Raw genomic sequence first — 13,280 nt, 5'->3', positions numbered from 1 at the left:
TGAATGCACGCCCGTCTTTCCGGGCCCACGACGACGGCGGTGAGCACATGAGCAAAGGGACCACGGACGCGGAGACCGGGGCGCGCCGGCACGGCGGACGATACATCTACGAGGAGTTGCGCAAGCAGATCCTCACCTTGCAACTGAAGCCGGGCGCGCCGCTCGACGAAGTCTCGCTCGCGGCGCAGTTCGGGCTGTCGCGCTCGCCCGTGCGCGATGCGCTCGCGCGTCTCATCACCGAAGGTCTCGTGACGATTCTTCCGAACCGCACGACGCTCGTCACGCCGTTCGAGATCGAGGAGTTCCCGAAGTACGTTTCGGCGCTGGACCTCATTCAGCGCGCGGTCACGCGCCTGGCGGCTTTGCATCGGAGCGAGGCCGATCTTGCGCGCATCCGCAAGGCCGACGACATCTACATGCAGGCAATCGACAGCGGCGACTTCAACGCGATGTCCGAGACCAACAAGGGCTTGCACATGGCGATCGCGCGCGCGGCGAACAATCCGTACTTTCTCGGCTATTACGAGCGGCTGCTCGGCGAAGGGCAGCGTCTGCTGCATCTGCATTTCGACTACACGGTGTCGTCGCCTTCGGCGACGAAGCTCGGCCGCGACCATGCCGAGATCATCGACGCCATCGCGCGCCGGGACGCGGATGCCGCCGAGAAACTCGCGCACGAGCACACGATGCTGTTCCAGAAGCGCTTCCTCGACTACATGCGGCAGAACATGACCGAGTCGATGGCGATTCTTTAGCCTTCGATCCGCGTTGTCGGCGCCGCACCGACACGTCGCGGCTGCCTGTCTTCGGGCATCCGACGATCCGATCCGGGCTTCGTCCCGCGCATCGGTCGGGCATTGCGCGACCAGCCTTTATTTTTCTTTCCCTTCAATGACTTAGCGCAAGCGAACGGACCACCCCGATGCTCCTGGCACGACCCTCGCATAGAGAGATGCGAGCGCAACGATTGGTGCTCATCCAACCCACCAAAGTTCCAGGAGACACATCATGCTGAAGATCGACAACCTCGCCGTTAGCAAAGACCTCGACCGCGCAGAAATGGGCGCCATCGTCGGCGGCTCGAGCATCTTCCAGAACAACGGCGTCAACGCCAACGTCAACGGCGGCTTCGCGTTCGCCAGCCCGCAAATCAACGTCGCGCCCGTCACGCAAGTCGATGCCTCGACGCACACGAACGTCGACCTGACGAACGTCACGAAGACGCTCGCTTCGGTCGGCAGCCTGATCGAAGGCGGGAAGCTGTAAGCATCGTCTTCGAGGGGAGAAGGAACGGCACCGTTCCTTCTCCCTTTTTCTTTTCCTCTCTCTCCCGCGACGCCTCGCGCGCATAGCAGCGCTCGGCCACGCGCGTCCGTGTCACGCAATCGATAATTCGTATTCCGAATTACATAGTCGATTTCGTCTCCACCAAAAAAAATCCCTTTCACGATCCATTCTCACGTCGCGCTCTCGTGCGGCAAAGCCATGTCCATCGCCGCCGGATCGCGATCTGTTCGTCGCATACCGACACGTTTCGAATTTTTGTTTTTTAACGACCAACATTCGGCTCGAATGCGGCATTCCGAAGGAGCGCCGAAATTTGCAATCGGCGCTTTTAATATCTCTAAAAATCAATACTTTAGGTTAACCGAACAGATCTTCTAGCACCGCCTGGCACAGCCCTCGCATATGTAGCTGCGAGCGCAACGATTGGTGCTCAGCCAACCAACCAAATCCAGGAGCTACATCATGTTGAAGATCGAAAACCTCGCTGTTTCCAAAGACCTCGGCCGTGCTGAAATGGGCGCCATCGTCGGCGGTTCGAGCATCTTCCAGAACAACGGCGTCAACGCCAACGTCAACGGCGGCTTCTCGTTCGCCAGCCCGCAGACCAACGTCGCACCCGTCACGCAAGTCGATGCTTCGCAGCACACCGACGTCGACGTGAAGAACATCACCAAGTCGCTCACCTCGGTCGGCAGCCTGCTTGGCGGCGTCGCGCTCTGATCACCCAATCCATCGCAATCCACTCACGCATCCGGAGAATCATCATGTTGAAGATCGACAACCTCGCTGTTTCCAAAGACCTCGGCCGTGCTGAAATGGGCGCCATCGTCGGCGGTTCGAGCATCTTCCAGAACAACGGCATCAACGCCAACGTCAACGGCGGCTTCTCCTTCGCCAGCCCGCAGACCAACGTCGCACCGGTCACGCAAGTCGATGCTTCGCAGCACACCGACGTCGACGTGAAGAACATCACCAAGTCGCTCACCTCGGTCGGTAGCCTGCTTGGCGGCGTCGCGCTCTGATCACCCAAACCATCGCAATCCACTCACGCATCCGGAGAATCATCATGTTGAAGATCGAAAACCTCGCTGTTTCCAAAGACCTCGGCCGTGCTGAAATGGGCGCCATCGTCGGCGGCGCGAGCATCTTCCAGAACAACGGCGTCAACGCCAACGTCAACGGCGGCTTCTCCTTCGCGAGCCCGCAGACCAACGTCGCACCCGTCACGCAAGTCGATGCTTCGACGCATACGAACGTCGACCTGACGAACATCACGAAGACGCTCGCCACCGTCGGCAGCGAAATTCTCGGCGCGAAGGTCTGAGACCTCATTCAGCCAATCGAGCCATCAGGAGAGACATCATGTTGAAAATCGAAAACCTCGCCGTCAGCAAGGAACTGGGCCGCGCTGAAATGGGCGCCATCGTCGGCGGTGCGAGCATCTTCCAGAACAACGGCGTCAACGCCAACTCGGTCACCGGATTCTCGTTTGCCAGCCCGCAGATCAACGTGGCGCCCGTGACGCAGGTCGATGCATCGCAGTACACCAAGGTCGATCTGACCAACGTCACGAAGTCGCTCGACGCCATCGGCAGCCTCCTGCACGGCGTGAAGGTCTGAAGAAGCAGCATCGTCGACGGGAGAAGGAACAATTGCGCTTCCTTCTCCTTTCGCGGCGTCAGGGCGGGTGGCTACGTTCTGGCTTTAGAAAGGGGTAATAGCGCGGCGGATGAATAGACTGATAAATCCCCGCACTTGCATCCGCGCGCCGATTTCTCATCGCGGCTATCATCGGTTCCACCTTCCGTCCGAGCGTGAACCATGAGCACACTTCCCTACCGCAGCGCCCTCATCATCGGTGCCGGACCCGGCATCAGCGGTTCGCTCGCACGGCGCTTGCGCGCCGAGAACATCCCTGTCGTTATCGCGGCGCGCAATGTCGGCAAGCTATCGGCGCTCGTCGATGAAACCGGTGCTATCGCGCTGCCCGTCGATGCATCCGATGCCGGCGCAGTGGCAACGCTGTTCGATGAAACCGAGGCACGCATCGGCGCGCCGGAAATCGTGGTCTACAACGCGAGCGGACGTGTTCGCGGACCTATCGCCGAACTCGATGCGCGCGAGGTCGAACAGGCGGTCGCCGTCTCGGCGCTCGGCGCGTTCCATGCGGTCCAGCACGCGGCGCGGCGCATGATTCCGGCGGCCAAAGGCGCGATCCTGCTGACGGGCGCGACCGCGGGCGTCAAGGGTTACGCGCTGTCCGCGCCCTTCGCGATGGGCAAGTTCGCGTTGCGAGGCCTCGCGCAGAGCGCCGCGCGCGAACTGGCGCCGAAGGGCATTCACGTCGCGCATTTCGTCATCGACGGCGGCGTGCGCTCCGAACATCGCGCCGATCCGCCCGACGCGCCGGACAGCACGCTCGATCCCGATGCCATCGCGCAAACCTACATCGATGTGCTGCGCCAGCATCGCAGCGCATGGGCGTGGGAAATCGAGCTGCGGCCGTGGGTGGAGAAGTTTTGAGGCGTCACGCGCTCGCGACGAGCCGCCGCCGTCCCCGTCGATCGGACCGGCACACATCGCCGATGCGCACGAAGCGCATTGAGCCTGACGCACCAGGTGGCGCGAATGCCCTCAAAAATGTCATTTCCGACGATAGCCGGAACACTTCGACTTGCCTACAGTGATCGACATTCGACCACCCTTCGCATCCGGAGCAGACATGAGCCGTCCGTCCCACGCAGCACTCGATCGCCCGATCTGGAGCGCGCTGACCACGAAACAGGCGCATCTCGGCCAAGGCGACGCGCTCGCGCGGCGTTTCCATCCCGAGGTCGCGCCGTTCGCGGCGGTCGCGTCGGCAACGCCCGATGCGTGGCGCGCGCTGCACGCGCTCCTGCGGCCCGGCGAGCAGGTCGCGATCCTGTCGACGGACACGGTCGCGGGCATCGACGGCTTGCAGGCAAAGCACGTCGGCACGATCAATCAGATGATCGCGACACGGCGCTTCACGCAGAGCATCGACGACAGCGACGTGATCGCGCTCGGCCACGCCGATGTCGACGACATGCTCGCGCTCGTGGAACGAACCAAACCGGGGCCGTTCGGCAAGCGCACGCGCGAAATGGGCCGCTACATCGGAATTCGCGAGCAGGGCGAGCTCATCGCGATGGCGGGAGAACGCATGGCCATCGACGGTTACGTCGAGATCAGCGCCGTATGCGTCGACGAACGCTGTCGCGGACGCGGCCTCGCCGGACGGCTCATGAATATCCTGCGCAAGCAAATCGGCGAGCGGGGCGACACGCCGTTCCTGCATGTGTTCAGCCACAACGAAGGCGCCATCGCCCTGTACGAACGGCTGGGCTTCGACGTGCGTCACGCCTTCGCGCTCACGCAGATCAGTCGCGCCGCGTCGTGAAAAGGTACCTTCACACGACGCGATTCAGCCACGCGCGCCAGCCGCCGTATTGCGTGATGTCGATTGCGCCTTCGAGCCCCCGCGCCTCGCACACGAAGCCGGTTTCCCAGCTTCCATCCGCGAGTTCGACCTTGCCGAGTGCGAGCGGCGCGGCAATGCCCGCGAGGAAAGAGCCGACTTCGGCGCTCGGCATCTCCCACACTTCGACCGCGATCGCCGCGCCGTTCGCTTCATCGCGCATCATGCCCGGCCGCGCGATCGCACCGCCCGCGAGCGCATACAGGCGATAACGCGGCGCGCTCTCGATGGCTTCGACGAGGCGCGCGCCGCGCGCGGTCAATTGCCCGTTCAGCGGCAGGCCCGCGAGATGCGCGCCGCACACGACGAGCTTCATCCGGTCACCGCGCGCGACGCGTTGGGGCGCGTCAGTGTCGTGCGACGCGCCGCCGACGAACGGCACGGCGAGCTTGCGATGCAGCGCATCGGCGACGCTCAGCAGATATTGATCCGTGAAGGCGCGGCCAAAGAGCGTCACGCCCCACGGCAAGCCGTTCTTCATGACGCCCGCCGGCGTCGCGACGGCGGCGTAGTCGAGCAGGTTCATGAAGTTCGTGTAATACCCGAGCAGCGAATTCGCGCCGATCGGATCGCGCTCCAGTTCAGCGAGCGTGACCGCGCGCGGAATCGACGGCGTCAGCACGCAGTCGAGATCGGCGAGCACCGCATCGCACCGCTGCTTCAGCGCCTGCAGCTTGTATTGCGCGCGAAATGCATCGACGGCGGTCGTGCCCGGCGCTTTCGCGAGCACGTCGCGAATCACGGGAAGCACGGCATCGGGCTGCGATTCCGTCAGCGCGCCCGTCACGCAATAGCGCTCGGCAACCCACGGCCCTTCGTAAAGCAGACGCGCCGCGTCGATGAACGGCGTGAAATCGATCTCGACCGCCTCGCCGCCGATCGCTTCGAGCGCCGCGCGTGCGCCGGCGAAGCGCGCGGGACTTTCATCGCAGCCCGCGAATTCGAGTTGACGCGGCACGCCGAAGCGAAAGCGCGCGATCGTGCCGAACGCCGCCGCGTCGTTCCATTGCGGATTCGCGCGGCTGTAGGCGTCGTCGGGATCGTGGCGCGCGGTCAGCGCGAGCAGTTCGCTCGCCTCGCTCGCGGTCGCGGTGAAGTACGTCACGCAATCGAGCGTGCGGCACGCGGGCACGACGCCCGCCGTCGACAGCAGGCCCTTCGTCCCTTTCGTGCCGACGAGATTGTTGAGCGCGGCCGGCACGCGACCCGAACCGGCGGTATCGGTGCCGAGCGCGAAGCTCGCGACACCCAGCGCGACCGCCAGCGACGACCCCGCGCTCGATCCCCCCGACGGATAGTCCGCGAGCACGCTGTTGCGGCACTTGCCGTAGGGCGAGCGCGTGCCGTTGAGCCCGGTCGCGAACTGGTCGAGATTGGTCTTGCCGATGGGCACCGCGCCGAGCGCGATCAACTGCGCGACGAGCGTCGCCGAGCGGTCGGGCGTGTAGGCGAACGCGGGGCACGCGGCCGTGGTCGGCACGCCCGCGAGATCGATGTTGTCCTTGATCGCGAACGGCACGCCGTAGAGCGGCAGCGAGTCGATGTCGCTTCTTTCGAGCGCCGCGAGACAGGGCTCGATTTCGTCGTCGCTCAGCAGATGAATGAAAAGCCGGTAGTCGGGGTTCAGCATCGCGGCGCGCTCGCGCAACGCGCCGATGAGCGCGCGCGGCGTCGCGCGGCCTTCGCGATACGCGGCGCGCAAAACGGGAAGACGCAAGTCGAATGAATCCATGTCCGATGATGTCCTTGATGCGTTGTCAGGAAGTGCGCGCGTCATGCGCGCTGCTCGATCACGGCGACGCGCTGCCCCGCGCGCACCGATGCGCCCGGCGCAACGTGGATCTCGCCGACAGTGCCCGCACACGGGGCGATGACGGAGATCTCCATCTTCATCGACTCGATCACGACGAGCACATCGCCCGCCTCGACGCTCGCGCCGCGCTCGACGCGCACTTGCCACAGATTGCCCGCGATCTCGCTGTCGACGGCGATCTGACCATCGGCGAGCGGCGCGATCTCAGCTTCGGCGACGGGTGCATCGAGCGTGGTTTCGTCGCTGCCCGCTTCGTGCCAGCGTTGCCGCTCCGCCGAAAACGCCGTTTGCTGATGCGCGCGGAACTGCGCGATGTCATCCGCTTCGCGATCGAGAAACGCCTGATAGTCCGCGAGAGACAACTCTGTCTCCTCGATCTTCAACGGATAACGTCCCAACGGAAAGGCCTCGCGTATGCGCAGCAATTCGTCGGCGGAGACTTCGTAGAAGCGTATCTGGTCGAAGAAGCGCAACAGATACGGACGTCCCGCGAAATCCGCGACTTCGCGATAGCGGTTCCACATCTGCAACGTACGTCCGACGAACTGATAGCCGCCCGGCCCTTCCATGCCGTACACGCACAGATACGCGCCGCCGATGCCGACGGAGTTCTCCGCGGTCCACGTGCGCGCCGGGTTGTACTTCGTCGTCACGAGACGATGACGCGGGTCGAGCGGCGTCGCGACCGGCGCACCGAGATAGACATCGCCCAGGCCCATCACGAGATAGCTCGCGTCGAACACCACGCGCTTCACGTCGTCGATTGCATCGAGACCGTTGATGCGGCGGATGAACTCCAGATTGCTCGGGCACCACGGCGCGTCCTTGCGCACGGTCGTCATGTACTTGTCGATGGCGAGCCGGCACGCGGGATCGTCCCACGACAGCGGCAGATGCACGACGCGCGACGGCACGCGCAAGTCCTTTTGCAGCAGCACGCCTTTCCATGCCGTCGCGACGTGTTCGAGCAGCGCGTCGAGCGGCAGGCGTTCGGGCTGATAGTGAATCTGCAGCGAGCGGATGCCGGGCGTCAGATCGACGACGCCGGGCAACTGCAACGCTTCGAGCGACTGCATCAGGCCATGCCCGCGAAAACGCAGCACGAGATCGAGCTCGGGCGGTCCGATTTCGAGCAGCAGATGCGTGTCGCCGGAAAGACGCGCGACGAGCCGCTCATCGCCTTCACCGATGTCGGATACGATCGGCGATTGCAACGGCGCTTCCCGGGCCGGCGTTGCGGGCGCTGGCCACGACGAAGCCGCCGCGCGCGCCGCCGCGACATCGACGGGCACGAAGCGCACCTTGTCGCCCGCCTTCAATTGGCCGATCTGCCACAGATCCGCTTCGATCACGGTGACCGGGCACACGAAGCCGCCGAGGCTCGGGCCGTCCGGACCGAGAATCACGGGCATGTCGCCGGTGAAATCGACCGCGCCGACCGCATACGGATTGTCGTGAATGTTCGACGGATGCAGGCCCGCTTCACCGCCATCGGCACGCGCCCATTCGGGCTTCGGACCGATGAGACGCACGCCCGTGCGGCTCGAATTGAAATGGACTTCCCAGTCGGTATCCAGAAAGCGATCGATGTAAGCCGCGCTGAAGTATTCCGGCGCGCCGTGCGGACCGTAGATCACGCGCAGCACGCGCACGTCGTCCAGGCGATGCGTGAGTGTGTCTGCAAGCGCCGCACCCGCATCGTGATTCGTCAGCGCGGGCAGATGCAGCACATCGCCCGTGCGCAATGCGCGCCCGCCATGCCCGCCGAACTGACCGAGCGTGAACGTGCTGCGGCTGCCGAGATAGCGCGCGACATCCAGCCCGCCGCGCACGCACAGATATGCCCGCGCGCCCGCGCCGCGGATCGTGCCGAGCGCGAGCGTCGAGCCTGCCGCGACGAGGAAGGTCGTGTTCATCGGCTGCACGATGTCGTCGAGCAGGATGGGCAGCGTCGCGCCCGTCACCGCGACCACCGCATCCGTGTTGAAGCGCAGCGTCGGACCGCTCATCGTGATTTCGAGCGCGGCGGCATCGTCGTCGTTGTCGAGCAGGCGATTGCCGAGGCGCAGCGCGCGATCGTCCATCGGTCCGGACGGCGGCACGCCCACGGCCCAGTAACCCGGACGCCCCGGATAATCCTGCACCGTCGTCTGCGTGCCGCCGCTCAGCACTTCCATCGTCGATGCGCGATAGCGCAAGCCTTCGAGGCAGCGCGTCCACGGATGGCCGCTCGCGAAAGGCGCATCGGCGAGAATCTGCCGCAGATAGGCGCGATTCGTTTCGACGCCGTAGATGCGCGTCGCTTCGAGCGCGGCATCCAGCGCGTGGCGCGCTTCGTCGCGCGTGGGCTGCCATGCGATCAGCTTCGCGAGCATCGGATCGAACCACGGCGGCACGTCGCAACCGGCTTCGATCCATGTGTCGATGCGCAGCGCGCGCCCATCGGACGACGGAAACGATACGTCGGTCAGCAGCCCCGGACACGGCTTGAAATCGCGGCCCGGATCTTCCGCGTACAGACGCGCCTGGATCGCATGTCCGCGCGGCTGCAAATCGCGGGCAAGCGTATCGAGCGGCGGCAACACGCCCGCCGCAAGCTCGATCATCCAGCGCACGAGATCCACGCCCCATACCTGTTCGGTCACGCCGTGCTCGACCTGCAGACGCGTGTTCACTTCGAGAAAATAGAAGCGCTTCGCATCGCTGTCGTAGACGAATTCGACCGTGCCCGCCGAGCGATACGAGACGGCTCGCGCGAGCCGGATCGCGGCATCGCAGAGCGCGTCTTCCATGCCCTCGGGCAGATTCGGCGCGGGCGTCTCCTCCAGCACCTTCTGGTTGCGACGCTGCACCGAGCAGTCGCGCACGCCGAGCGCGATGGCATTGCCGCGACCATCGCCGAACACCTGCACCTCGAGATGCCGCGCACGCTCGATGTACTTCTCCAGAAACACGCCGGCGTCGCTGAAATTGCTTTGCCCGAGCCGCTTGACGATATCGAACTGCGCGATGAGTTCGTCGTCGGCACGGCACACGCGCATGCCGATGCCGCCGCCGCCCGCCGTGCTCTTCAGCATCACCGGATAACCGATGCGTCGCGCCGCGTCGAGCGCCGTGCCGATATCGTCGACGAGACCCGTGCCTTCGAGCATCGGCACGCCCTGCTCGCCGGCGATCGCGCGCGCCGTATGCTTGAGGCCGAATGCGCGCAGTTGCGCGGGCGTCGGCCCGATAAACGCGATGCCCGCCGCTTCGCACGCTTCCGCGAACGCGGCGTTCTCCGACAAAAAGCCGTAGCCCGGATGAATCGCCTGCACGCCTTGTTCGCGTGCGATGGCGAGGATCTTCGCGATGTCGAGATAGGTGGCGCTCGCGGCGCCGTCGCCGAGACTGAAGGCCGTATCGGCGAGGCTGACGTGGCGGCTCGCGCGATCCGCTTCGCTATAGACGGCGACACCGTGGACGTTCAGCTCGCGCAGCGTGCGCACAATGCGGCATGCGATCGCGCCGCGATTCGCGATGAGGACTTTGTCGAACATGATCGGATGTTCAATGCGTGGGCGGGCCGTCCCGCCACGTGGGCATGCATGCCGGGGTCGTCCCCGGCAGGTCGGCGTTCGGTGCCTTCAGTACTTCGGGCGGCGATCCGTCGGCAGCAGGCGTTGGGCGCGTGCTTTCATGATCGTGTAGAGCCAGCGGCGCAAAGTGCTCAGTTCCATATCGTCAGCTCCGCCGGCGTCGGGTTGTAGGCGTTGCACGGATTGTTCAGTTGCGGGCAGTTCGAGATCAGCACGATCACGTCCATCCGCGCGCGCAATTCGACATACTTGCCCGCGCCGGAAATGCCGTCCTCGAACGTGAGGCCGCCTTCGGACGTCACCGGCACGTTCATGAAGAAGTTGATGTTCGCGGCGATATCGCGCTTCGAGAGACGGCCATCGTGCGCGCACGCGCGCAGGTAGTTATCTCTGCAACTGTGCATGTAGCGCTTCTCCAGCGCATAGCGCACGGTGTTGCTTTCCTGCGCGCACGCGCCGCCGAGCGTATCGTGCCGGCCGCACGTATCGGCGACGATGGTCAGCATCGGATTGCCGAGATTCGAATAGAGCACGGTGCCCGTCGTCAGATAGAGGCTCTGTTGGCGGCGCAGCGTGCGCTGCGCATCGTAGCGCTCGCGCGGATTTGCAGCGCTGTAGAACAGCGTGTCGATGGCCTGATTGCCTTCGACATCGCGAATGCGCAGCGTCTGCCCTGCCTTCAGCTCCTTGAGCCACGGCTCGCCCGCAGGCAAGGTTTCGCGGAAGATCGCACTGGCCGGGTCGAGCGTGCTCGCGGTGAGTGTGGATGTCGTCATGCGCGCCTCGTCGCTCAGAGAAAGAATCGTTCGGTGTTGATGAAGCCGCGCGTGTTTTCATCGCACGACGTGCGGCAGATCTCCGCGACTTCAGGCGACGCGTTGCCGAGCGTGAGCTTCACCGGCTTCGGCGCGTACTCGGGATTCGGATCGAGCGGATGCTGGATCGCCGTCAGCACGACGAGCGTGTTCATCGGCGCATACAACTCGATGTGATCGCCCGCCTGCGAATTGCCCTGAACGAAGTTCAGCGCGCCCGCATCGGTCACGTCGACGCGGCTGAAGAGATTCAGCGTCATCAGCAGATCCGGGATGCCGAGTCCCCATTTGCCGAGCTCGACGAGCAGGTTGTCCGTGCCGTTGCGATAGAACGCATTGCGCAACTCCTGATAGCGGCCTTCGCCGTACTTCGCGAATACTTCCGCCGCATCCGACACGCCGGCAAGGCTGTCATGCCATCCGCAGGTATCCGCGACGATCGCGGCGAGCACGCGGCCCATGTCGGAATAGAGACAATGGCCCTTTGTGAGCTTCGCGGTGTGCTGGCATTTGAGCGTGTCGGGCAGATTCAGGCGCTCGCTCTTTTCAGCGGCATTGAAAAGCAGCATGGCGACGTTCGCGCCGCCGCACACATCGGTCAGGCGCAGCGACTGTCCGCGCTTCACGATCAGCGACGCATGACCGCCGCCGGGAATCGTTTCTTCGAGCAAGGTTTCGTTCATGTGTGTTTGTCCTTTCGTTCATGCGGGCACGGCGAGCAGCGGCGGCATCTCCGGCGCCGCTTGCGATGCGCGCGCCCCGTTGCGTTCGAGCGGAATGTCGTAGGTGATGCGCGCGCCGTAGGCCTGCGGCGCCTGCGGGTCGATGCGCACCTTGTCGAACACCAGCACGCGGCTTCCGAGCGTGAAGCCTTCCTTCAGGTCGTGCGTGACCATGAAGACGGTCAGCTTCGCTTCGCGCCACAGGCCGGTCAGCAACTCGTGCATGTCGCGGCGAATGCCGGGATCGAGCGCGCCGAAGGGTTCGTCGAGCAGCAGCACGCGCGGCTTCATCACCAGCGCTTGCGCCAGCGCGAGGCGTTGCTGCATGCCGCCGGAGAGTTGATGCGGATACTTGTCGAGCGAATCGGCGAGGCCCACGCGCGCGAGCATCGCGACGGCTTCATCGCGTGCAAGACGCTTGCGCGCACCGAACAGCCGTCCGGTGAAGCGCGCATGCGGCAGTTCCAGCCCAAGCATCACGTTGCGCAGCACGCTCAGGTGCGGAAACACCGAATAGCGCTGAAACACGACACCGCGATGCGCGTCGGGCTCCGACGGCAACGGCTCGCCATCGAGCAGGATCTCACCGCGCGTCGGGCGTTCCTGTCCGAGCAACAGACGCAGGAACGTCGACTTGCCGCAACCCGATGCACCGACCATCGAGCAGAACTCGCCTTCCGCGATACGCAGATTGAGCCGCTCCAGCACGACCTGATCGTCGTACTGCTTCCATAGATTGCGGATCTCGATCATGCGCGGCCTCCGTTGTACCAGGGGAACGCCCATTGCGTGAGACGGCGCAATGCTTCGTCGATGAGCCACGCGAGCAGCGTGATCCACGCGACATACGGCAGGATCACGTCCATCGCGAGATACCGGCGCACGAGGAAGATGCGATAGCCGAGCCCGTCCGTCGATGCGATCGCTTCCGCCGCGATCAGAAAGAGCCAAGCGGAGCACAGCGCGAGCCGCAGCGCGATCAGAAGACGCGGCAGCAGTTGCGGCACGATCACGCGCAGGATCAGCGTCCAGCTCGACGCACCGAGCGTCTGCGCCTTGATCCACAGCTCCTCGGGAATCTCGCGCGTGCGCTGCTGCAGGTCGCGGATCATCATCGGCGTGATGCCGATCACGATCAGCACGACCTTCGACAACTCGTCGAGGCCGAATACGATGAACAGAATCGGCAGCACGGCGAGCGGCGGGATCATCGATATCACCGTGATGAACGGCGACAGCGTCGCGCCCGCGAGCGGAATGCTGCCCGTCACGATGCCGAACACGAGCGCGATGGCCGCGCTCGCCGCAAGCCCGATGCCGAGGCGCCTCATGCTCGATAGCGTGTCGCTCAGCATCAGATGCTCGCCGGTGCGCTTGTCTTCGGTGAACGCATACTCGTTGAGCGCGCTCTTCATCTGCGTCGCGGACGGCAACAGCTTGTCGTCGGGATTCGCCTGCAGCCGCAGCGACGAGCCGGTGAAATACACCGCGACGAGCACGATGAAAGGCAACAGCAACAGCATCAGACTGCCGGTGCGGCCGGGATGTCGGTTGATGAGCCGCATG

General features: G+C 64.5%; 14 protein-coding genes. 8 read left to right on the top strand and 6 right to left on the bottom strand.

The annotated features are described in order from the left end of the window. Positions 1–47 precede the first annotated feature (47 nt). The 8 genes from U4Y90_RS23180 (at position 48) to U4Y90_RS23145 (ending at position 4,708) form a co-directional block, all read left to right on the top strand. The gene (locus U4Y90_RS23180; RefSeq protein WP_321798038.1) at positions 48–755 is read left to right on the top strand and encodes a GntR family transcriptional regulator; all 708 of its coding nucleotides are present in this window, start codon (positions 48–50) and stop codon (positions 753–755) included. Positions 756–1,008: 253 nt separating this feature from the next. Further along, the gene (locus U4Y90_RS23175) at positions 1,009–1,266 is read left to right on the top strand and encodes a hypothetical protein (RefSeq protein WP_321798036.1); all 258 of its coding nucleotides are present in this window, start codon (positions 1,009–1,011) and stop codon (positions 1,264–1,266) included. A gap of 483 nt (positions 1,267–1,749) precedes the next feature. Next, positions 1,750–2,007 (top strand): hypothetical protein, encoded by a 258-nt coding sequence (locus tag U4Y90_RS23170; protein WP_321798035.1) that lies wholly within the window; start codon positions 1,750–1,752, stop codon positions 2,005–2,007. A gap of 44 nt (positions 2,008–2,051) precedes the next feature. After that, positions 2,052–2,309 carry a hypothetical protein gene (locus U4Y90_RS23165; protein WP_321798034.1) on the top strand — a complete coding sequence of 86 codons (258 nt, stop codon included), beginning with the start codon at positions 2,052–2,054 and terminating at the stop codon, positions 2,307–2,309. A gap of 44 nt (positions 2,310–2,353) precedes the next feature. Beyond that, the gene (locus tag U4Y90_RS23160; protein ID WP_321798032.1) at positions 2,354–2,611 is read left to right on the top strand and encodes a hypothetical protein; all 258 of its coding nucleotides are present in this window, start codon (positions 2,354–2,356) and stop codon (positions 2,609–2,611) included. A 38-nt stretch (positions 2,612–2,649) separates the two neighbouring features. After that, positions 2,650–2,907, top strand: coding sequence for a hypothetical protein (locus U4Y90_RS23155; RefSeq protein WP_321798030.1), 258 nt, complete (start codon positions 2,650–2,652; stop codon positions 2,905–2,907). A gap of 201 nt (positions 2,908–3,108) precedes the next feature. Beyond that, positions 3,109–3,810 carry an SDR family NAD(P)-dependent oxidoreductase gene (locus U4Y90_RS23150; protein WP_321798029.1) on the top strand — a complete coding sequence of 234 codons (702 nt, stop codon included), beginning with the start codon at positions 3,109–3,111 and terminating at the stop codon, positions 3,808–3,810. Positions 3,811–4,009: 199 nt separating this feature from the next. Beyond that, complete coding sequence (locus tag U4Y90_RS23145) at positions 4,010–4,708, top strand: GNAT family N-acetyltransferase (RefSeq protein ID WP_321798027.1); 699 nt, start codon at positions 4,010–4,012, stop codon at positions 4,706–4,708. 10 nt (positions 4,709–4,718) lie between these two features. Here U4Y90_RS23145 and atzF read toward each other — a convergent pair whose 3' ends face one another. The 6 genes from atzF to U4Y90_RS23115 all read right to left on the bottom strand — a co-directional run bounded on the left by atzF (position 4,719) and on the right by U4Y90_RS23115 (position 13,279). After that, positions 4,719–6,518: an allophanate hydrolase gene (gene atzF, locus U4Y90_RS23140; RefSeq protein ID WP_321798025.1), complete on the bottom strand. Its 1,800-nt coding sequence runs from the start codon at positions 6,516–6,518 to the stop codon at positions 4,719–4,721. Between the two features lie 41 nt (positions 6,519–6,559). Further along, complete coding sequence (uca, locus tag U4Y90_RS23135) at positions 6,560–10,138, bottom strand: urea carboxylase (RefSeq protein WP_321798024.1); 3,579 nt, start codon at positions 10,136–10,138, stop codon at positions 6,560–6,562. Positions 10,139–10,308: 170 nt separating this feature from the next. Further along, a complete protein-coding gene (locus tag U4Y90_RS23130; protein WP_321798022.1) occupies positions 10,309–10,953 on the bottom strand; it encodes an urea amidolyase associated protein UAAP2 in 645 nt (214 codons plus the stop codon). Between the two features lie 14 nt (positions 10,954–10,967). After that, positions 10,968–11,675, bottom strand: coding sequence for an urea amidolyase associated protein UAAP1 (locus U4Y90_RS23125; protein WP_321798020.1), 708 nt, complete (start codon positions 11,673–11,675; stop codon positions 10,968–10,970). Between the two features lie 18 nt (positions 11,676–11,693). Next, positions 11,694–12,467: an ABC transporter ATP-binding protein gene (locus tag U4Y90_RS23120; protein WP_321798018.1), complete on the bottom strand. Its 774-nt coding sequence runs from the start codon at positions 12,465–12,467 to the stop codon at positions 11,694–11,696. Then, positions 12,464–13,279 (bottom strand): ABC transporter permease, encoded by an 816-nt coding sequence (locus U4Y90_RS23115; RefSeq protein WP_321798017.1) that lies wholly within the window; start codon positions 13,277–13,279, stop codon positions 12,464–12,466. Before U4Y90_RS23115 ends, U4Y90_RS23120 begins: the two co-directional genes overlap by 4 nt. Position 13,280 lies beyond the last annotated feature (1 nt).

Source organism: Caballeronia sp. J97 (assembly GCF_905220305.1).
Classification (GTDB): Bacteria; Pseudomonadota; Gammaproteobacteria; order Burkholderiales; family Burkholderiaceae; genus Caballeronia.
This window is presented reverse-complemented; position numbering and strand designations above follow the sequence as displayed.